General features: G+C 70.2%; 19 protein-coding genes. 4 read left to right on the top strand and 15 right to left on the bottom strand.

Going from position 1 to position 19,078, the window contains the following annotated elements; translation table 11 throughout:
- The first annotated feature begins 53 nt into the window (after positions 1-53).
- Positions 54-1,526, top strand: coding sequence for a DEAD/DEAH box helicase (locus ACOACQ_RS09235; protein WP_420288322.1), 1,473 nt, complete (start codon positions 54-56; stop codon positions 1,524-1,526).
- Positions 1,527-1,604: 78 nt separating this feature from the next.
- On the opposite strand, the gene ACOACQ_RS09230 is transcribed toward ACOACQ_RS09235, so the two are convergent.
- The 3 genes from ACOACQ_RS09230 to ACOACQ_RS09220 form a co-directional block, all read right to left on the bottom strand.
- Positions 1,605-2,396, bottom strand: a complete 792-nt coding sequence (locus ACOACQ_RS09230; RefSeq protein ID WP_420288108.1) for an alpha/beta fold hydrolase — start codon at positions 2,394-2,396, stop codon at positions 1,605-1,607.
- Between the two features lie 13 nt (positions 2,397-2,409).
- Positions 2,410-3,078 (bottom strand): L,D-transpeptidase, encoded by a 669-nt coding sequence (locus ACOACQ_RS09225; protein WP_420288107.1) that lies wholly within the window; start codon positions 3,076-3,078, stop codon positions 2,410-2,412.
- A 93-nt stretch (positions 3,079-3,171) separates the two neighbouring features.
- On the bottom strand, positions 3,172-3,966 hold the full coding sequence (locus ACOACQ_RS09220) for a ParA family protein (RefSeq protein WP_378598230.1): 795 nt from the start codon (positions 3,964-3,966) through the stop codon (positions 3,172-3,174).
- Positions 3,967-4,048: 82 nt separating this feature from the next.
- Here ACOACQ_RS09220 and ACOACQ_RS09215 point away from each other — a divergent pair, with 82 nt between their 5' ends.
- On the top strand, positions 4,049-4,810 hold the full coding sequence (locus tag ACOACQ_RS09215) for an SDR family NAD(P)-dependent oxidoreductase (protein WP_378598228.1): 762 nt from the start codon (positions 4,049-4,051) through the stop codon (positions 4,808-4,810).
- A 118-nt stretch (positions 4,811-4,928) separates the two neighbouring features.
- Here the strand turns inward: ACOACQ_RS09215 and ACOACQ_RS09210 are convergent, their stop codons facing one another.
- Genes ACOACQ_RS09210 through ACOACQ_RS09195 form a run of 4 tightly spaced genes read right to left on the bottom strand, consistent with a single transcriptional unit; the run spans position 4,929 to position 7,777 of the window.
- Entirely contained in the window at positions 4,929-5,537 is a 609-nt protein-coding gene (locus ACOACQ_RS09210; protein WP_378598226.1) for a MarC family protein, read from the bottom strand.
- Positions 5,537-6,436, bottom strand: coding sequence for a PHP domain-containing protein (locus ACOACQ_RS09205; RefSeq protein WP_378598224.1), 900 nt, complete (start codon positions 6,434-6,436; stop codon positions 5,537-5,539). Before ACOACQ_RS09205 ends, ACOACQ_RS09210 begins: the two co-directional genes overlap by 1 nt.
- A gap of 58 nt (positions 6,437-6,494) precedes the next feature.
- Positions 6,495-7,184 carry a DUF6758 family protein gene (locus tag ACOACQ_RS09200; RefSeq protein WP_378598222.1) on the bottom strand — a complete coding sequence of 230 codons (690 nt, stop codon included), beginning with the start codon at positions 7,182-7,184 and terminating at the stop codon, positions 6,495-6,497.
- A gap of 32 nt (positions 7,185-7,216) precedes the next feature.
- Positions 7,217-7,777: a histidine phosphatase family protein gene (locus tag ACOACQ_RS09195; RefSeq protein WP_378598220.1), complete on the bottom strand. Its 561-nt coding sequence runs from the start codon at positions 7,775-7,777 to the stop codon at positions 7,217-7,219.
- Positions 7,778-7,822: 45 nt separating this feature from the next.
- Between ACOACQ_RS09195 and ACOACQ_RS09190 the strand changes: the two genes are divergently transcribed.
- Positions 7,823-9,025 carry an MFS transporter gene (locus ACOACQ_RS09190; protein ID WP_420288106.1) on the top strand — a complete coding sequence of 401 codons (1,203 nt, stop codon included), beginning with the start codon at positions 7,823-7,825 and terminating at the stop codon, positions 9,023-9,025.
- On the opposite strand, the gene ACOACQ_RS09185 is transcribed toward ACOACQ_RS09190, so the two are convergent.
- The 6 genes from ACOACQ_RS09185 to ACOACQ_RS09160 are packed head-to-tail and all read right to left on the bottom strand — an operon-like array spanning position 8,988 to position 16,107.
- The gene (locus tag ACOACQ_RS09185; protein WP_378598216.1) at positions 8,988-9,551 is read right to left on the bottom strand and encodes a hypothetical protein; all 564 of its coding nucleotides are present in this window, start codon (positions 9,549-9,551) and stop codon (positions 8,988-8,990) included. The two genes, ACOACQ_RS09190 and ACOACQ_RS09185, sit on opposite strands and share 38 nt — an antisense overlap.
- 4 nt (positions 9,552-9,555) lie before the next feature.
- Positions 9,556-11,172 (bottom strand): choice-of-anchor P family protein, encoded by a 1,617-nt coding sequence (locus ACOACQ_RS09180; protein ID WP_420288105.1) that lies wholly within the window; start codon positions 11,170-11,172, stop codon positions 9,556-9,558.
- Positions 11,169-11,876 carry an ABC transporter ATP-binding protein gene (locus tag ACOACQ_RS09175; RefSeq protein WP_378598212.1) on the bottom strand — a complete coding sequence of 236 codons (708 nt, stop codon included), beginning with the start codon at positions 11,874-11,876 and terminating at the stop codon, positions 11,169-11,171. Before ACOACQ_RS09175 ends, ACOACQ_RS09180 begins: the two co-directional genes overlap by 4 nt.
- Positions 11,873-12,658: an ABC transporter ATP-binding protein gene (locus ACOACQ_RS09170; protein WP_378598210.1), complete on the bottom strand. Its 786-nt coding sequence runs from the start codon at positions 12,656-12,658 to the stop codon at positions 11,873-11,875. Before ACOACQ_RS09170 ends, ACOACQ_RS09175 begins: the two co-directional genes overlap by 4 nt.
- A 1-nt stretch (position 12,659) precedes the next feature.
- The gene (locus ACOACQ_RS09165; protein WP_378598208.1) at positions 12,660-14,627 is read right to left on the bottom strand and encodes an ABC transporter permease; all 1,968 of its coding nucleotides are present in this window, start codon (positions 14,625-14,627) and stop codon (positions 12,660-12,662) included.
- Positions 14,628-14,631: 4 nt separating this feature from the next.
- Positions 14,632-16,107 (bottom strand): ABC transporter substrate-binding protein, encoded by a 1,476-nt coding sequence (locus ACOACQ_RS09160; protein ID WP_420288104.1) that lies wholly within the window; start codon positions 16,105-16,107, stop codon positions 14,632-14,634.
- Between the two features lie 178 nt (positions 16,108-16,285).
- On the opposite strand from ACOACQ_RS09160, the gene ACOACQ_RS09155 reads away from it, so the two are divergent.
- Positions 16,286-16,798 (top strand): DUF6174 domain-containing protein, encoded by a 513-nt coding sequence (locus tag ACOACQ_RS09155; RefSeq protein WP_420288103.1) that lies wholly within the window; start codon positions 16,286-16,288, stop codon positions 16,796-16,798.
- Here the strand turns inward: ACOACQ_RS09155 and ACOACQ_RS09150 are convergent.
- Together ACOACQ_RS09150 and ACOACQ_RS09145 are read right to left on the bottom strand one after the other, a co-directional pair.
- Positions 16,785-17,831 carry a MaoC family dehydratase gene (locus tag ACOACQ_RS09150; RefSeq protein WP_378598202.1) on the bottom strand — a complete coding sequence of 349 codons (1,047 nt, stop codon included), beginning with the start codon at positions 17,829-17,831 and terminating at the stop codon, positions 16,785-16,787. The genes ACOACQ_RS09155 and ACOACQ_RS09150 overlap by 14 nt on opposite strands.
- Positions 17,828-19,024, bottom strand: a complete 1,197-nt coding sequence (locus ACOACQ_RS09145) for an acyl-CoA dehydrogenase family protein (protein ID WP_378598200.1) — start codon at positions 19,022-19,024, stop codon at positions 17,828-17,830. Before ACOACQ_RS09145 ends, ACOACQ_RS09150 begins: the two co-directional genes overlap by 4 nt.
- Positions 19,025-19,078: the final 54 nt, after the last annotated feature.

Below are 19,078 nucleotides of genomic sequence, written 5' to 3'. Positions count from 1 at the left end.
TCTGCGACGCGCTCGAGCGCGGCGGCATCGTCCACCCCTTCGCGATCCAGGAGATGACCCTCTCCGTCGCCCTGGTCGGCACCGACCTGATCGGCCAGGCCCGCACGGGCACCGGCAAGACGCTCGCCTTCGGCATCCCGGTGCTGCAGCGCAGCATCGCGACCAAGGACCCCGACTACGTCGAGATCGCCCAGGGCAAGCCGCAGGCGCTGATCGTCGCGCCGACCCGCGAGCTCGCCATCCAGGTGTCCAGCGACCTCGAGCTCGCCAGCCGCGACCGCGGCCTGCGCGTGCTGACCATCTACGGCGGCGTCGGCTACGACGGCCAGATCGACGCCCTCGAAGCCGGCGTCGACATCGTCGTCGGTACGCCGGGTCGCCTCATCGACCTCGCGAACCGCAAGGTGCTCGACCTCTCGCACGTGCACGCACTGGTCCTGGACGAGGCCGACGAGATGCTGGACCTCGGCTTCCTGCCCGACGTCGAGAAGCTGCTGCGCCTCACCCCCGAGACCCGCCAGACCATGCTGTTCTCGGCCACCATGCCCGCGGCGATCGTGGCGCTGGCCCGCACGCACATGCGGCACCCGATGAACATCCGTGCCGAGTCGTCGTACGAGAACTCCACGGTGCCGGCCACCGCCCAGTTCATCTACCTGGCCCACGACCTCGACAAGCCGGAGATCATCGGCCGCCTGCTGCAGGCCGAGGACGCCGACAAGATGATCGTCTTCACCCGCACCAAGCGCCAGGCGCAGCGGATCGCCGACGAGCTCGTCGAGCGCGGCTTCAAGGCCAGCCCGCTGCACGGCGACATGGCGCAGGTGGCGCGCGAGAAGGCGCTCAACAAGTTCCGCGAGGACAAGATCCAGGTCCTCGTCGCGACCGACGTCGCCGCCCGTGGCATCGACGTCTCCGGCGTCAGCCACGTCGTGAACTACACCTGCCCCGAGGACGACAAGACCTACGTGCACCGGATCGGTCGCACCGGTCGCGCCGGTGCCTCGGGCATCGCGATCACGCTGGTCGACGCGACCGACGTGCACCGCTGGAAGATGATCAACAAGGCGCTCGACCTGCCGTTCGACGAGCCGCTCGAGACGTACTCCACCTCCGAGCACCTCTACCACGACCAGGGCATCGCTCCCGGCACCAAGGGTCGGCTCATCCCGGCCCCGCCGCACGTGTCCAGGGCCGACCGTGAGCGCGCCGAGGGTGGCGGCGAGCGCGGCGGACGTGGTGGCGACCGCGGTGGCCGGGGCGGCGAGCGCGGTGGCCGCAGTGGCGAGCGCGGTGGCCGCGACGGTGGCGAGCGCAAGCCCCGCGAGGGCGGCGAGCGCACCCGCACGCGCACCCGCAGCGGCGTGACCACCGAGGGCTCCGCACCTGCTGCCGCTCCGGCGGCCGAGGGTACGACGACCGAGGGTGCCGAGCGCCCCGCCGGCGCGAGCCGCAACCGTCGCCGTCGTCGCCGTACCGGTGGCGCTGGTGGCGCAGCTGGTACCGACACCGCACAGACCGCCTGAGGCTCACCCTTCACGGACACCCACGGCTGATCGGGGTGGATCACTGTCACCTGGTGACAGCGGTTCACCCCGATGCCGTTACGCCAGCGCCCGGACCACGTGGGCCCAGCAGAGGTCACCGAGTGCCCTGTCGGCCTCGGCGCTGCCGCCGCGCTGCATGACCTGGCCGGCCTCCACCGCCCGCTCCCCCGGCAACACCGTGCGATGGCCGGCGTCGGGATGGGTCACGACAGTGGTCCCGAGCCCGTGCTCGCGACGCCGGTCCGCGACCTGGTCGGCGAACCAGGCGCTCGGCCACACCCGGTCGTCGCCACCGGCGACCAGGACCAGGTCGCCCCCGATCCGTTCGACCTCGATCGCGGCTCCCGGCACCTTGTCGCCGTGGACGGCCAGGCTGCGCTCGTAGAGGGAGCGGTAGGCCGGCGGGTCCTCGTCGGGCGACCAGTCGTCCGCGAACGGGACGAACGGGAGCGGGGCCCCGCCACGCGTCCAGTGCGAGGTCTCCCGCGGACCGTCGAAGCCGGCCCAGACCAGCGACGACGGCGCGAAGGCCACGCACGCGGACACGCGGTCGTCGTACGACGCCGTGAGGAGCGCAGCCTCGGCACCGAAGGACGTGCCGACGATCGCGAGGCGGTCGCAGCGTTCCGCGAGCAGGTCCAGCGCACCGGAGAACGTCTCCAACGGCACCTCGAACGGTCCCGGCTGCTGGCCCGGCCCGCCGAACCAGCGGACCGTCAGGGCGACGGCCCCCAGTCCCGCGAACACCTGCGCGCGCTGCTCGTCGAGGCGACCGCTCGAACCGGCGACCACGAGGACGCCGCGGCCCGACGGGTGCTCCGGTTCCCGCCACGCGCTCTCGGGAGTCACGGGAGCGGGCCCATCAGGCAGTGACGACGACCGTCGTACCGATCGGGGCGAAGTCCCACAGGTCGATCGCGTCAGCCCGCTTCTGGCGGATGCAGCCGTGCGAGAGCGGGGTGCCGAGCTGCTTCAGGGTCTGCACGGGCGCGCCGTCGTCGACCGGGATCGTGTGGAAGCCGATGGCCGCGCCCTGGGTGCCCTGGGTGAACCGGACGAAGTACTCCATCGTGCCGGAGTCATCGATCCCCACGGCGTTGCGGCTGCGGGAGTAGACGGCGTACGTACCGGGCTCGAGGTTGTCCTCGATGCTGCCCGAGACGAGGTAGGTCTGCTGGACGCCGCCGTCACTGTCGACGAGCCACACCCGCTGACGACTCTCGCTGAACACGATCCGTCGGCCCTTGCCCGAACGGGGCGGCAGGCCGGTCGTCTCGGTCGAGGCCGCAATCCTGCTGCTGCCGTCGGCATCGGCGAGGCCGGTCATCGCGGAGGCCTCGACGGCCTGGTCCGCGGCAGGCTCGACCGCTGCCTCGGTCGGTGCCGTCTCGTCGACCTCGGCCTTGGCGTCCGTGCGGGTCTGGGACGAGGTCAGCGAGGTCGCGGCGTCGGAGCGATCAGGACCGGACGGGAGCAGCCCGAACCCGCCCGCAACCGCGATCGCCAGGACTGCGAGCGAAGCACCGAGCACGGAGATCCGGCCATAGCGAGGACTCGCTTGGGCGCGATGCCGGCTCGCGGGGGCGCGATGCCGACCACCGGTCTCACGTACGTGCTTCACGGGTCAGCGCGCCGCCCGCTTGAGCAGCGAAGCAGCCACGTCGCGATACGCCTGGGCGCCCTTGCTGGTGCGGCTGGTCGCGAGGATGGAGCGGCCCGCAGCGGGGGCCTCGGCGAACTTGATCGTCTTCGGGATCGGCGGCTCGACGACCTCGAGGTCGTAGGTCTCCGAGATGGTGTCGAGCACGGCGCGGGCGTGGTTGGTGCGGCCGTCGTACAGCGTCGGGAGCACACCCCAGACCTCGAGGTCACGGTTGGTGAAGCGGCGTACGTCGTGCACGGTGTCGAGCAGCTGGCCCACACCACGGTGCGACAGCGTCTCGCACTGCAACGGGATCAGGACCCCGGTGGCGGCGGTCAGCGCGGCCACGGTCAGCACGCCCAGGGAGGGCGGGCAGTCGAGGAGCACCCAGTCGTAGTGGGTGCCGGACGCGGCAAGGTCCTCGAGGACGCCCCGCAGGACGTGCTCGCGTCCGGTCCGGGTCAACAGGTCCGCCTCGGCGCGGGCGAGCTCGATCGTCGCCGGCAGCAGGTCGACACCGTCCTCGGTCGCGATGATGACCTCGGCGATGGGCGTGCCCTTGGTGAGCACGTGGTGGATCGACAGGTCGAGGTCCTCGGGGTCGATGCCGAGGGAGAAGGTCAGGCACGCCTGCGGGTCGAGATCGACGAGCAGGACGGACTGCCCGAGCTCGGCCAGCGCGGCACCCACGGACGCCACACTGGTCGTCTTCGCGACGCCGCCCTTCTGGTTCGCGACGGCAAGAATCGTCGTGCGGGCACCCTTGTCGATCTTCATCGGCACCATCATGCCGGAACGGGCCACGCAACGGGTGGATGGGCCGGGGACGAACTTCGCGGCGGCTGGTTGACTGGCGCCCATGCCCACCGCACTCATCACCGGCGCGACGGCCGGAATCGGCCACGAGTTCGCGCGACAGCTCGCCGGTCGCGGCGACGACCTGGTCCTGGTTGCCCGCGACTCATCCCGACTCGAGACGGTCGCCGCCGAGTTGCGGTCGTCGTACTCCGTCGAGGTGGAGGTGCTGTCCGCCGACCTCACCGACCTCGACCAGCTCGGTCTGGTCGAACAGCGGTTGGCCGACCGCGACCGTCCGGTCGACCTGGTGGTCAACAACGCCGGCTTCGGCCTCAAGAACGGGTTCCTCGACAACCCGATCGACGTGGAGCAGGCCCAGCAGGACGTGCTCGTGCGCGCGGTCCTGCGCCTGACCCACGCGGCGCTCGGCGGCATGGTCGAGCGCGGGAACGGCGGCGTCATCAACGTCTCCAGCGTCGCGGCCTTCCTGCCCCGTGGCACGTACAGCGCCGCCAAGGCATGGGTGAACTCGTTCAGCGCCTGGGCGCATGCGGAGTACGCCGACCAGGGGGTCACCGTGATGGCCCTCTGCCCGGGCTTCGTGAAGACCGAGTTCCACGAGCGCCTCGGGGTCGACCGCGACTCCTCGGCACCCAGGGTGCTCTGGCTCGAGCCGGACCGCCTGGTCCGCGACGCCCTGGCCGACTTCGACAAGGGCCGCGCGATGTCGATCCCGTCGAAGCGCTACAAGGCGATCGTCACGACGAGCCGCGTCGTCCCGCGTGGCGCCCTTCAACGCCTACAGGGCCTGGGTCGCAAGTAGCACGAAGTGTGGCTAATGGGGGTTCGAGGTGTCACTCGTACGGCGGCCGCAGCACATCATCGACACTTCGATGCCCCATCTCTCACACTTCGTGCCCCCACGAGGCACACTTCGTGGCTCAGCCTTCGCCGGCGATGAAGGCGCGGACGGCGTCGGCGACGAGCTGGACGGCGATCGCGGAGAGCAGCAGGCCGGCGATGCGGGTGACGAGGAGGACGCCGCCCTCGCGGATCAGGCGCAGGATCGGCAGGGAGTAGCGCATCGCGGCCCACAGTGCGATGTGGACGGCGACGACGCCGAGGGCGACCGACAGTCCGCTCGTCCAGCTGTCGATGTCCTGGACGAACAGCATCGTCGCGACGATGGCGCCCGGGCCGGCGAGCAGCGGGGTGCCGAGCGGTACGAGTGCGACGTTGGTGTCGCCGCTGGCGGTCTGCTCCTTCTCGTTGCCGGTCAGCAGCTCGAGAGCGACCAGCAGGAGCAGGAGTCCACCGGCACACTGCAGCGCCGGCAGCGAGATGTGCAGGTAGTTGAGGATCTGCTGGCCGAAGAAGGCGAACAGCGTGATCACGAAGAACGACACCGCGACCGCCTGCCAGGCGAGGCGCTTGGCGCTCGACGGGCTGCGACCGGCGGTCAGGGACAGGAAGATCGGCACCGTACCGACGGGGTCCATGATCACGAACAGGGTCACGAACACCTCGACGAGGAGGACGTACTCGAGCATCAGTGCACCTCTCCGATGACGCCGCCGATGACGCCGCCGACGCCGACGACAGTGGTCGGCGAACCGAGCATCGCAGCCCGGTCGACGATCCGCTGCAACTGGTCGGGCGCGGTGGTCTCGCAGCCGAGGTCGTGGCCGACCTTGCCCTCGCCGTGGTGGTCGCTGGACCCGGTGACGATGAGGTCGAGGCGGTCGGCGATGCGGCGCAGCCCGTCGCGCGCGTGCGCGTCGTGGTCGAGGTGGTTGACCTCGATCCCGGCCAGCCCCGCCTCCTTGAGTACGACGAAGGCCGCTTCATCGAGCACACCGGCCGAGCCGCGTCCCCAGGGGTGGGCGATCACCGCGACGCCACGGGCACCGTGCACCAGCGCGATCATGTCCTGCAGGTCGGGCGCGTACCGGTCGACGTACGCAGGGCCACCCTCGGTGAGGTAGCCCGCGAAGGCCTCGTCCCGGTCGGCCACGACACCGAGCCGCACGAGCAGGTCGGCGATGTGCGGGCGGCCGGTGACCTCGTTGCCACCGGACACCTCGGCGAGTGCTTCCTCGGTGGCCGGGATCCCGAGGTCGCGCAGGCGGGCCAGCATCGCCGGGACGCGCTGCTCGCGGCCGACGACGATCCGGTCGAGCTCGGCCTGGAGGGCCACGTCGGCGGGGTCGGGGAGGTAGGCGAGCAGGTGCACGCCGACGCCCCGGAAGCAGGTGCTGACCTCGATGCCGCGGACCAGCGCGATGCCGGCCTCCGCGGCAGCGGCGGCGGCTTCGTCCCAGCCCGCCATCGTGTCGTGGTCGGTCAGTGCGACGACGTGCAGCCCGGCGGCCGCAGCGGCCCGCACCAGGTCGCCGGGCGACTCGGTGCCATCGCTCACGCGCGAGTGGGTGTGCAGGTCAATCGTCACTGGAGAAGGCTAGTCCCGCGGATTGTCGGACAACGACCCAGCGACGGTGTCGGTTCGGTCACCACGCGGGCGGCGCGCCGCCGAACGGCAACGCCACCAGCTGCGGCCCCGTGGCCGACACGTCCCGCAGGATCCAGTCGTCGCGCAGCAGCAGGATCGCGGACGCGGGACGCAGCACCAGCCACAACCAGCGGCCGCCGGCCTCACCGGCGACGACCGAACGGTCCCACTCCCCCGGCGCCGAACTGATCGACACCGACCACAGCCCGACGGGGTGCTGGTCGACCCGGACCCGCACCGGCGGCGGGCCGTCGCCGATCTCTAGGCCGGGATCGAGCCGCTCCACCTCGCCGTTGCCGGTCAGGCCGGCGACCCGCGCACCGAACCCGGTGCCGGGCTCCTCGCTGATGACCATCACGTCGACGGGGCCGTCGAGCTGGCTCGCACCCGACACGCAGGTCAGGGTTGCCGAGGCCGGCCCGCCGTTCGGCCCCACCGCGGCAAAGTCGCTGACCGTCCAGCCCGGCCCGAGCGGCCAGGGCAGGTAGGTCGGGAAGGCACCGACGCGGCGCAGGTGCCCCGCGAAGGCTTCGTACGACGGCGCCTGCGGTCGCCACAACGGCTCGACGATGCCGTGCTCGGGGCACGACCAGGAGCCGTCACCGACCTCCGCGACGGGAGCCGGGCAGCGCGGACACTCCACCCGGACCTCTGCGCCCGCACCAGAGTCGGGATCAACGCTCGACATGGCTGCCACCGTGCTGCGCCGCGGCGCGGGAGTCAAGCATTCCAGCGCCTCAGGACCGGCGTTTCGCGCTCGTGCCCGAGCTCCGACACGGTGGCGGTGTCCAGGCGGAACAGTCGGCCCTCGCTGGCGGTCAGCCCGATCCACCGGGCAGCCAGTGCCCGCAGCGACTGGCCGTGGGCGAACAGCAGGACGGGACCCGAGGCCGCCCGGATCCGCGCGATCACCCGGTCGCAACGCGCCGCGACGTCGGCAGCGCTCTCGCCGCCGGGGCATCCATGGGTCCACACGGTCCAGCCCGGTACCTCTTCACGGATCTCCGGCGTCGTCCGGCCCTCGTAGTCGCCGTACCCCCACTCGACGAGGTCGGGACACACCTCGGCGTCGCCGTACCCGGCGATCTCGGCCGTACGACGCGCGCGCTGGAGCGGACTGGTGAGCACCTCCGCGAAGTCGATGGCCGCGAGCCGCGGCGCCAGGATGCGCGCGCCTTCCTCGCCCGCGGGCAGCAGCGGCAGGTCGGTCGACGACGTGTGCTTTCCGGACTCGCTCCACTCGGTTGCTCCGTGGCGGACGAGGTACGCGGAGTCGGCCATGGCGACATCCTGCCAGCGGGCGGCTCGTGGTGGCAGGATCCGACCATGGTTCCCCCCGACCAGCGTCGTCTGGCCCGCCACCGGCTCGCCGTCGCAGGGGCTTTCGCGACCCAGGGCTTCGTCTTCATCGGGCTGACCACGCGCCTGCCCGACATCAAGGACCGCTGGGACCTCACCGAGCTCGGCGTCTCCGGCGTGCTGCTGGGAATCGTGCTGCTCGCCGGCGCCGGATCGGTCCTGGCCGAGAAGCTGTCGGCGCGGCGCTCGAGCGCCACGCTGCTCCGGGCCGGCCTGGTCCTGATCGCCATCGGGGCCGCCCTGATGCTGGCGTCACCGGCCTGGCTCGGCTACCTCGCCGGTGTCGCCGTGTACGGCGTCGGGCTGGGCATCGTCGATGCCTCCACCAACATGCAGGCGGTCGCCCTCGAGCACCGCTACGGACGTCCGATCCTGCCGAGCTTCCACGGCGGCTGGACCTTCGGCGGCCTGCTCGGTGCCGCGGCCACCCTCGCCACCGCCCACCTCGACCTCAGCTGGGCGGCGGTCGTCGCCGTCGTACCGCTCCTGATGGCCGCGGGCGCCTTCCTGCCTCGTGAGGAGACCGCCGCCGAGGACGAGGCGGCCGGCGACGCGCCGGCCCTCCTCGACATCGCCTGGCGGCCGATCCTCATGGTCGGGCTCGGCATGGTCGTCTTCTACATGGTCGACACCGCCGCCCAGACCTGGGGCGCGGTGTACGTCGACGAGGTGCTCGACGCACCGTCGCGCTGGGTCGCGCTGGCGACCCTCCCCTACCTGCTCGCGAGCCTCGTGGTGCGACTGGCGGGCGACCGCCTGGTCCAGCAATACGGCGCCCCGCCGGTGCTGCGCGTCGGCGCGGTCGTCGCGTGCGCCGGACTCGCCGTGGTCACCTTCGCCCCGACCTGGCCGGTCGCCGTCCTCGGCTTCACGATCGTCGGCGCCGGCATCTCGGTGGTCGCCCCGCTGAGCTTCTCTGCTGCCGCACGGCTGGCCGGCGGCTCGACCGAGCGCGTCGACGCCGTGATCGCCCGGTTCAACCAGTTCAACTACGTCGGGGGCCTGCTCGGCGCCGTCCTCACGGGCGTGGTCGGACAGGACCAGCTGCGGTTCGGCTTCGTCGTACCCATGCTGCTGGTGCTCGCGCTGATCCCGCTCGCCCGCTGGTTCGCCCCTGTCGACGGGGGTGTGGTCAGGAGCGGGATGCCGGCTGGCACACGCGACACATGACCAGGTGCCCGTTGTCCTCACCCACCGGGGCGAGGTCGTCACGGTGGGCGATGAGCGAGCAGTCCCGGCGATGCATCGTCGTACCACTGCCGGCGATGACGGGAATGGCGCCGACATCGGCTCGCCGGCCGTCGCCGGTGGCGTTGGCTGAGTTGGCGGAGCTGGCGGTGACCTCGGCGAGGAGCAGCAGCGTGTCCGCGAGGCGCTTCGTCGACTCACGGCCGTCGGCTGCGATGCGGGCCAGCCAGGCGCCGAAGTAGAGGAAGCCCCCGACGAAGGTCAGTCCGAGGCCGAGCAGGCCGCCGGAGACGAGGTAGGACAGCTGGTCGTACTGGTACGGCGTGTTCGCGGCGCCGTACCAACCGAGCACGATCACCACCAGCCCGAGCGGCAACATGATCGCGCCTGCCCAGAAGAGGACGACCTGGAGCAGGGCGGCATGGTCGCCCTTGAGCGGGGCGATGCCGGAGCGCGAGGACTCTCCCGCTCGGGGAAGTGCGGTCGCGGAACGGGGAACGGTGGTCATCGGGTCACGCCTTTCGGAGATCGGGAAGGCCGCTTTCGAGGCCGTGGGAGCACGGGGCGCCGATGCCGAGGGCAGCAGCACCGAGCCGTCGGAACCAGCTGCCTGCGACCGCCGCGGCCACGAATGCGGCGATCAGGAGCATCCCGGGGATCGAGAAGAGGTCGGGGAGGCCAGCACTGGTGGGCGCTGCGTCGACGAGGTCCGCGACCGGAGCAGCGCCGGCGGGCGGCGTTGCGTTCACCGGAGCGGCTCCCCCGGCAGCCACCGGCGGTACGCCGACAGTTCCGGCCTTGGGCGGTGCGGCCACCCCGGTGCTGGGTGGAACGATCGGAGCGACCGCGGCGATCGGCGGCACCGTGTCGACGGTCGCCGAGGCGACACCGAGGGTGAGCACGATCTTCGGCGCCAGGCTCGACAACCCGGCGACCACGCCCTTGAGCGGGCCGGCCTCGGCCGGGATCAGCTCGGCCAGGACACCGACGGGCAGGGCCTTGAGGAGCGGCGACAGGATCTTGGTGTCGATGACCACCTGCAGTCCCGCCGAGAAGGTGCGGGCCTCGTCGCCGTTCACCGTGCGCACCTGCTCGGGGACCGTGATCGAGATGCCGAGCTGCTCGAGGGCATCGGCCGGGACGTCGTCCAGCCCGGGAATGGGCGAGGTGGTGCCCGCGGCTTCGATGCCGTCCGGCCCGATCGAGAACTGTTGGCCCGCAATCGTCATCTTGCCGTAGGTCGCCTTGCCCGAGCTGACGCCCTTCGCCCCGTCCGTCGAGGCTCGGGCGACCGTCTCGATGCCCCCCATGGTGATCAGTCCCCCGAGGAGCTTGACCTCCCCCAGGGTGGACCGCGACGCCGTGGTGACGGGGCCGTCGACGGCGGTCATCCGGCTCACCGAGACGTAGCCGTCCACGTCGACGATCATCGCCAGCGGATTGGCCGACGGACCGGCTGGGCCGGCCGCCTTGGCCGTGCCGGGCAAGCCGCCGCCGAGGAGGTTCTTGAGCTGGTCGGTCAGGCCGGACAGCGGGTTCGAGGCGCTGCCACCTTCGCCTGCGTCCGGGCCGCCCACCGCGCCGTCCGGGGAGAAGCCGACCTCGGCGATCGCGGTCTTGTCGCCCGAGGTGGTCTGCTGGATCGACCCGGGGATCTTGTTGTCCGCCTGGGTGTTCGGTTCGCCGGGGAACTGCGAGTTCACCTGGACCGGGTAGCCGTTCTCGGTCAGCGGGGTCGACGGCAGCCCGAGCTGCTCGGCGAAGGTCTTGAGCCCCTCACCGACGGGGTCACCGGGCCAGAAGAGGCTCGAGCGCCCCGACGACGTGCTGGAGTCGGCCAGCACCTTGCTGTAGCCCAGGAAGAACTCGAGCTGGGCCTTGCCCGCGTCGACCGGGATCGGGAGGCTCGGCTCGAAGACCTCGATCCGGACCGGGCTGGACCACGAGGTGGCGGTGAAGCCGCCGTACTCCACCGCGGTCGCGGCGCCGGCGGCCGGGGAGGCGGCACCGGTCGTCAGCGGCATCATCGAGGCGAGCAGGCCGCCCGCGACGAGCAGGCGGGCACGGTCACCACGACCGGCATCTCGCCGGGCGGGGTGTCCCGCTGCACAGGTGGGGTTGCGCTTCATGCGGCACCTCCAAGGATGACGTCGGCCATGGTGTCGAGGATCTCGCCCGGTTCGCCGGTGGCCACGATCCGGCCGCCGCTCATCACCGCGGCGTAGTCGGAGACCCTCAGCGCGGTCCGGGCGAACTGTTCGATGCACAGGATCGAGACGCCGGACTCCGCGATCCGGGCGACGGTGTCGTAGAGCTCGTCGACGATCAGTGGGGCGAGTCCCATGGACAGCTCGTCGAGCAGCAACAGTGCCGGGTCGGAGGTGAGCGCGCGGGACATGGCGAGCATCTGCTGCTCGCCACCGGACATCGTCCCGGCCAGCTGGTTGCGCCGCTCGTGCAACCGGGGGAAGTAGTTGTAGGCGGTCTCCAGGATCGCGCCCTTCGCCACCCCCGCATACGACATCAGGACGAGGTTCTCCTCCACCGTCAGGTTGGGGAAGACGGACCGGCCCTCGGGCACGGTGCACAACCCGACCCGGGCCAGGTCCTCGGCCTTCGCGTCCTTCACGTGGATGCCCGCCAGGTGGATGTCGCCCGACGTGGCCTCCTTCTGGCCGCTGATCACCTTCACCAGCGTCGACTTCCCGGCACCGTTGGGGCCGAGCAGCGCCATCACCGCGCCCTTCGGTACGGCGAGGTCGACACCGCGCAGGACCTCGATCCGGCCGTACGCCGCGTGCAGGTCGATGACCTCGAGAATCGGAACGCTCATGGGGTGACCGCCTCCAGCTCGCTCGTGTGGTCCGCGGCCCCGTGGTCCTCGTCGGAGTAGCCGAGGTAGGCGCGCTGCACCTTGCCGTCGGACCGGATGTCGGAGGGTGCACCCGAGGCGATGATCTCGCCGAAGTCGAGCACGTGGATCTCGTCGCACACGGTCATCACCAGGTCCATGTCGTGCTCCACCATCAAGATGGCGACGCCTTCGCCGGCGAGCTCGGTCAGGAGTGCACCGAAGGAGTCGGTCTCCGTCTCGTCGAGCCCCGAGGACGGCTCGTCCAGCAGGAGGAGCATCGGGTCGCAGGCCAGCGCCCGCGCCAGCTCCAGCAACCGGGCGGCACCGGTCGGGATGGAGTCGGCACGCTCGTCGGCGTAGTCGCCGATCCCCACCCGGTCGAGCAGGACCTCGACCTCCAGCGCGGACCTGCCCTCCGAACGGAACCACGCCTTCGGCCCGCCGTGGATCTCGCGAGCGACCCGGACGTTGTCCTTCACCGAGAGCGAGCCGAAGGCCTCGAGTCGCTGGAAGGTGCGGCCGATGCCCTGGTGGGCCCGGCGATGGACCGGCCAACCGGTGACGTCACGGTCGCGGTACCGGACCCGGCCGCTGGTCGGCTTCTGCAGTCCGGTGATCACGTTGAAGCAGGTCGTCTTGCCAGCACCGTTGGGGCCGATCAACCCGGTGATCCGCCCACCATCGGCCGTGAAGGACGCGTGGTTGACAGCCGTCACGCCACCGAACCGGACGATCACGTCGTCCACCTCGAGCAGTGCCATCTCAGGCCACCCCCTGCGGCTCGTCGAGGGTCGCGTCGAGCGGTGCGTCGACGGAGCGGGCAGGCTCGGGCCGGCCCGGCTTGAGCAGGCCGTCCAGTCGTTCGCGCAACTGTTCCTCCCAGCGTGGAAGCAGCTTGTTCGAGCCCAGGCGACCGAGCTTGAAGAGATGGTTGGCGATGCCGTTCGGGTCGCGGCCGAGCAGGACCGCACCGAAGCCCAGGATGGCGAACAGCAGGCCGGCCAGCTCGGGAGCCGAGGACTGCCACACCGGCAACAGCATCAGCGCCGTACCACCGAGCAACGCACCACTCACCGACGTGACACCGAAGACCACGGCGAGGAGCAGCACCAGCAACGACTGGAAGTAGAGGAAGTCGGCAGCCCCGACGGTTCCCCGCAGGCCGGCGAACAGGGCACCGGCAACGCCCGCGATGCCCGCCGACAGCGAGAACAGTCCGACGCGGAACCAGCGCAGGTCCAGGCCGAGCGTGCCGCATCCCGACGGGCTGTCGCGGGTCGCGATCAGGATCCGCCCGATCGCCCCACGCCGCAGCCACAACAGGAACAGGCCCATCACGACGAAGGCCAGGACCATGAACCACACGTAGGCGGTGTCGCTCGCGATCTTCACGCCGAACACGGACAGGCGCTCGGTCGCCAGCGTGCCGTTGAACTTGAAGGCGTACTCGGCCTGGAAGATCATCTTGTCCATCAGCACGGCGAAGGCCATCGTCGACAGCGCCAGGTAGAGACCGGTCAGCCGCAGCACGGGCAGCGCGACCAGCGCGCCCACCCCCGCCGCGATCGCCGCCGCGAGCAGCAGCCCGAGGAGGTTGGGCTGGTCGAGCTTGGCGTAGGCGAGCGCACCCACACCGGCGAAGGTGAACTGGGCAAGGGAGACGTGGCCGCCGTACCCGGTGAGCAGGACCAGCGAGAGCATCACCATCGCGTACGTCGCCGCGACACCGATCAGGAGCACGTCCGAGCGCGACACGACCCCGATCAGCACGAAGGCGACGACGAGCAGCGCACCGCCTGCGCCGAGGCTCTTGCGCAAGGTGGGCACGGGTGCGGCCACGATGCCCTTGACCTGGCCGATCCGCAGCTGGGTCTGGGGCATCGCGACGACCACCACGAACAGGAAGATCGCCGGGATGACCGGGCGGATGGTCGACCAGAAGCCGTCCGTGGGCAGGTACGCCACGGCCCAGGACTCCAGGATGCCGAGGCCCATCGCACCAGCGAAGGTGAGGGGAAGGCTCTTGAGCCGACCGAGCATCGCGGCGGCGTACGCGTTGATGACCAACAGCGTCAGCGCGTAGTAGTCCAGCCCCACGACCGGCGTCAGCAGGATCCCGGCCAGCGCCGCCAGGGACATGCCGATCGCCCACGCCAGCGCTGCGACGGTGTCCGGCTTGCCACCGAAGAACTTGAGGAGCTCCGGATTGTCGACGGACGCCCGCATGGCCGTACCGATGCGGGTCCTGTTCAGCAGCAGGTACAGGCCGGTCGCCACGGCGATCGAGCAGACGATCGTGATGAGCTGGTGCGCCGTGATGTAGGTGTCCCCCACCTGCCATCCGGTCTCCGAGTAGAACGGGAGCAGCACCCGTGGCTCCGGTGGCCAGATCTGCTGGGCCAGGCCGATCAGCCCCACCAGCAGTCCCACGGTGACGACCAGGGCGACCGAGACCGGCCCCTCCCCCAGGCCGCGCGTGACGAAGCGCTGGATGAACCAGCCGATCGCCGGCGCGACGACACCGAGCACGAGGAACAACGACAGCAACGGAGGCAGGCCCTGGCGCTGGCTGAAGTCCCAGAAGGTGAACGCCAGCACCATGCCGAAGGCACCGTGGGCGATGTTGAACACCCGGGTCGTCGTGTAGGTGAGCACCAGTCCGCTCGCCATGATCGCGTAGGCGGCCCCGGTGAACAGCCCGAGCAGCGTGAAGGCGAACAGTGAGCTCATCGGGTCAGCCTCCGATGCCGGAGTTGACCACTCGGCCGCACATGTACTTGCCCGGCGACACCTGTTGCCAGCGACCACCCTTGAACTGGGCGACCTTCAGGCACGGCGGAGTCGCCGACGTGCCGATGTTCATCGGCGTGTGGGCACCGTTGCCGGTCCAGCTCGAGGTGTTGTCCAGGGCCTGGACGAGGGATGCCCGGGTCAGCTTGCCACCGAGCGCGAGCGACTTCTCGACGAAGAGGCGGGCGGCAGACCAGGCGTAGAGGCCGTAGTAGTTCGGGATCGCACCGGGCTTCACCTGCTGGAGGTAGGACAGGTAGAGCTGGATCTCGGCGTTGTTCCTGTTCTCGAACAGGTCGTTGGCCGAGTAGATGTACGCGCCCTCGGCGAGGCTGCCTGCCTGCTCGATGTAGCGCTTGTCGTAGATCGTCGGGTCCTGGAGGAAGAAGTCCGGCTTGAATCCCTGCTGCTGCATGGCCTGCTGGAGCTTCACGCTGTTCTGGTAGGGACCCTGGTAGGCGACCGCCTTCACGCCCTTGGACTTCATCTGCTGGACGTACGGCGCGAAGTTGAACTCCGCGACGTCGATTCCCTGGAGGTAGGTGACCTTCCAGCCGGCACCCTTCTCGTAGCCGGCGGCCATGCTCTTGGAGTTGACCGGCGCGGCACCGGCGTTGATGTACAGGACTGCGGCGTTCTTCACCGAGCTGGGGAACTTCTGGGCGAACCACTTCGACGCGGAGTCCGGGATCAGGTTCGCCCGGATCGCGTAGGCGGCGAAGCACGACTTGCACGCCGCTCGCTCCGGGTTGACCGAGACCGCGCGGATGTCGGGAATGCCGCAGCTCGTGGCCGTGGCGGCGCCGCCACTGTCGAAGGCGGACATCGAGCCGACCGCGGCGAACGCCTGGTCGCAGGCCTTCACGTAGCCCTGCTGGTCGGCACCGGCGTCGGCCCGGCTGTCGAGGTTGACCAGCTCGAGCTTGCGCCCGCACAGCGTGCTCTGGGAGTTGAAGTACTCGATGTAGGCGCGCGTGGCCTGCTGGGCGGACTCGAAGATGCCGGGGACAGGTCCGGAGATGTCGGAGATGTTGGCCAGCGTGATCGTCTTGTCCGTGATGCCCTTCTGGTTCTTGAAGCCGGCGCAGGACCCTGCCTTGACCCCGCCGGTCGCCGATCCCTTGCCGCCACCCCCGCCGGAGCCGCTCGACCCTCCGGGTCCGGCCGCACTCCCGGTGCCGGCTCCGGGGTCACTGCCTCCGCTCGCCGCGGCGCCCGGATCGGCGGCCGCGGGATCCGTGGCCGCGCCGTCGACGGGACCAGCAGCGCCGCCGTCAGCGTTGGGAGCCCCGGCCTCGGCCTGCGCACCGGTGCCGTTGACGTCGGCCACCGTCCCCGGGTCGAGACGGGAGCCGCAGGCCGCGAGCAGCAGGACCAGGAATGCAGCGCCAACCAGGCGTACGACACGTAAGGCAGACAACGACGGCTCCTCCAGGGATGACCGGTCCCAGCGAGACCTTCACCGGGAGCAACGACACGATGTGACGTAGGTCATGCGTTTGGCAGGCAAAACTAGAACAAGTTTCATTTGATGGCAATCGTCGGCCGTTCGGGGGAACCGTGGAGTCGCCCCGGACGTCGCATGCATCATGAGGCTCATGCACATCACCCACGGCCACCAGCGGACCGTCGTACGCCTCGGCGCCATCGCCCTGACCACCGGGCTCGCCCTCACTGCAGCAGGCTGCAAGCACGAGAACGACGCGGCGACCGACGACGCGAAGGTGGAGAGCGAACCGTCGGCCACGCAGGACCCGCCCTCAGCGGTCCGTGACTACCCCGACTTCGCACCGCAGGACTACACCTACCGCCTCGAGGTGCTCTGCTACTGCCCGCAGGTCGGCGCCGTCCGGGTCACCGTCAAGGACGGCAAGGTCACCGAGGCGATCTCCACCTTCGGGGAGGCCAAGGGCCAGGCGGCCCCGGAGTTCGCCCGCCTGTCGATCAACGACATCATCGCGCGGGCCAACGACCCGCAGGTCGACGAGGCGGAGGTGACCTGGCCGACCGGCCAGGACCACCCCTCGGTGGTGGCGCTCGACCAGCTCAGGATGGCCACCGACGACGAGGTCACCTACACGATCAAGGATGTCGCGGTCAGCGGGGAATGAGTGCCCAGTAGTCGAGGTCGAGCAGCACGCCCGCTGCGTACTTCCCGGTCTCGGCGTCGCGCAGGGTCATCGACTCGTCGCGGTCCTTGGTGGCCACCAGGCGCAGGCGCAGCGCGCCGACGCTCGGCACCGACGTCTCGGCCTTCTCGAGCACCTCGGACCACGCGTAGATGGTGTCGCCACCGAACGCGGGAGCCGTGTGGGCGCCGGCATTGATCGCGGCGACCAGCTGCGCATTGGCGAGCCCGTTGAACGACAGGGCACGGGCCAGCGAGATCACGTGGCCGCCGTAGACGAGGCGGTTGCCGTCGGGGCGCGCCTGGACGTTGAAGTGCACCTTGGCGGTGTTCTGCCACAGGCGGGTCGCCTGCTGGTGCTCGGAGTCGGTGAGCGTCACGCCGTCGACGTGGTCGATCTTCTCGCCGACCTCGTAGTCGTCGAACCGGTGCGGTTCGCCTGCGGCGGCGAAGTCGTACGACGAGAAGTCCAGCCCGGCCGGGAGCACGAGGTCCGCCGCAGCGACCGCCGGCGCCAGGTCGGGTACGACGGCCTCGGGGGCCGGCGCGTCGACGTCACGCTTGTGCACCATGACCCACCGGGCCCAGTCGAGGGCGACCTCGCCGCGCTGGTTGGTGGCGGTCGAGCGGACGTAGACCACGCCGCTCTTGCCGTTGGAGTTCTGCTTGAGGCCGATGACCTCGGACGTGGTGCTCAAGGTGTCGCCCGGGACCACCGGCTGGTGGAAACGGCACTCGGCGTAGCCGAGGTTCGCGACCGCGTTGAGCGAGATGTCCGGGACGGTCTTGCCGAACGCGATGTGGAAGGCGATCAGCTCCTCGACCGGGTGCGGGTCGAGGCCGACCGATGCCGCGAAGGCAGCAGAGGACGGTACGGCGAACCGGGTCGGGTAGAGCGAGCCGTAGACGGCGCGGTCACCTTCGGTGACGGTGCGCGGCGTGGCGTGCTGGAGCACCTGCCCGACGGTGAAGTCCTCGAAGAAGTTGCCCGGGTTCGTCTTGCTGGTCGCGGTCACTTGAGCTTGTAGTCCTTCAGCAGCGAGCGGCCGATGATCATCTTCTGGATGTCGGAGGTGCCCTCACCGATGAGCATGAACTTGACCTCGCGCATCAGGCGCTCGATCTCGTACTCCTTGGAGTAGCCGTAGCCACCGTGGATCCGGAAGGAGTCCTCGACGACCTCGTTGGCCAGCTCGGCGGCGACCATCTTGGCCATGCCGGCCTCGACGTCCATCCGCTGGCCGGTGTCCTTGAGGCGCGCGGCGCGGACCATCATCGTGTGCGCGGTCTCGACCTTGGTCGCCATGTCGGCGATCCGGAACAGCACGGCCTGGTGCTCGGCGATGAACTTGCCGAAGGTCTTGCGCTGCTGGGCGTAGGCGATGCCGAGCTCGAAGCCGCGCCAGGCCAGGCCGCACGCGCGGGCGGCGACGTTGACGCGGCCGACCTCGACGCCGTCCATCATCTGGAAGAAGCCCTTGCCCGGCTCACCGCCGAGGATCTGGTCGGCGCTGATCTGGTGGCCCTCGAGGATGAGCTCGGTCGTCTCGACGCCCTTGTAGCCCATCTTGTCGATCTTGCCGGGGACGGTGACGCCCTGGGCGGTCTCGCCGAAGCCCGGCTCCTTCTCGACGAGGAAGGTGGTCATGTTCTTGTAGACGCTGTCGGCGCCCTCATCGGTCTTGACCAGCAGGGCGACCAGGGTGGAGGTGCCACCGTTGGTCAGCCACATCTTCTGGCCGGTGATGGAGTAGGAGCCGTCCTCCTGCTTGGTGGCCTTCGTCGACACGGCGGCGACGTCGGACCCCAGGCCGGGCTCGGACATCGAGAACGCGCCGCGGACCTCGCCGGTCGCCATCTTCGGGAGGTACTTGGCCTTCTGCTCGTCCGTGCCGTGCTGCATCAGCAGGTACGCGACGATGAAGTGGGTGTTGATGACACCGGAGACGCTCATCCAGCCGCGGGCGATCTCCTCGACCACGAGGGCGTAGGTCAGCAGCGACTCACCGAGCCCACCGAACTCCTCGGGGATGGTGAGGCCGAAGACGCCGAGCTCCTTGAGGCCCTCGATGATCTCGGTCGGGTACTCGTCGGCGTGCTCGAGCTCCTGCGCGACGGGGATGATCTGCTCGTCCACGAAGACACGGACGGCCTTCAGGATCTCGACCTGGTCCTCGTTGAGTCCCTCGGTCTGGCAAAGCTTCGGCATCAAAGTTCCCTTTCGCTGGTACGACCGACGGCACTGTACCCGTCGGTAGGGGCC

This window comes from Nocardioides sp. CPCC 206347, from assembly GCF_048654605.1.
Taxonomy (GTDB): domain Bacteria; phylum Actinomycetota; class Actinomycetes; order Propionibacteriales; family Nocardioidaceae; genus Nocardioides.
This window is presented reverse-complemented; position numbering and strand designations above follow the sequence as displayed.

Coding starts and splice junctions, on each gene's coding strand:
- ACOACQ_RS09210 (WP_378598226.1), bottom strand. CDS start 5,537: ATGCTCGAGTACGTCCTCCTCGTCGAGGTGTTCGTGACCCTGTTCGTG.
- ACOACQ_RS09235 (WP_420288322.1), top strand. CDS start 54: ATGACCCTCTCCGTCGCCCTGGTCGGCACCGACCTGATCGGCCAGGCC.
- ACOACQ_RS09190 (WP_420288106.1), top strand. CDS start 7,823: ATGGTTCCCCCCGACCAGCGTCGTCTGGCCCGCCACCGGCTCGCCGTC.
- ACOACQ_RS09170 (WP_378598210.1), bottom strand. CDS start 12,658: ATGGCACTGCTCGAGGTGGACGACGTGATCGTCCGGTTCGGTGGCGTG.
- ACOACQ_RS09200 (WP_378598222.1), bottom strand. CDS start 7,184: ATGTCGAGCGTTGATCCCGACTCTGGTGCGGGCGCAGAGGTCCGGGTG.
- ACOACQ_RS09145 (WP_378598200.1), bottom strand. CDS start 19,024: ATGCCGAAGCTTTGCCAGACCGAGGGACTCAACGAGGACCAGGTCGAG.
- ACOACQ_RS09165 (WP_378598208.1), bottom strand. CDS start 14,627: ATGAGCTCACTGTTCGCCTTCACGCTGCTCGGGCTGTTCACCGGGGCC.
- ACOACQ_RS09195 (WP_378598220.1), bottom strand. CDS start 7,777: ATGGCCGACTCCGCGTACCTCGTCCGCCACGGAGCAACCGAGTGGAGC.
- ACOACQ_RS09220 (WP_378598230.1), bottom strand. CDS start 3,966: ATGAAGATCGACAAGGGTGCCCGCACGACGATTCTTGCCGTCGCGAAC.
- ACOACQ_RS09185 (WP_378598216.1), bottom strand. CDS start 9,551: ATGACCACCGTTCCCCGTTCCGCGACCGCACTTCCCCGAGCGGGAGAG.
- ACOACQ_RS09180 (WP_420288105.1), bottom strand. CDS start 11,172: ATGAAGCGCAACCCCACCTGTGCAGCGGGACACCCCGCCCGGCGAGAT.
- ACOACQ_RS09155 (WP_420288103.1), top strand. CDS start 16,286: ATGCACATCACCCACGGCCACCAGCGGACCGTCGTACGCCTCGGCGCC.
- ACOACQ_RS09175 (WP_378598212.1), bottom strand. CDS start 11,876: ATGAGCGTTCCGATTCTCGAGGTCATCGACCTGCACGCGGCGTACGGC.
- ACOACQ_RS09215 (WP_378598228.1), top strand. CDS start 4,049: ATGCCCACCGCACTCATCACCGGCGCGACGGCCGGAATCGGCCACGAG.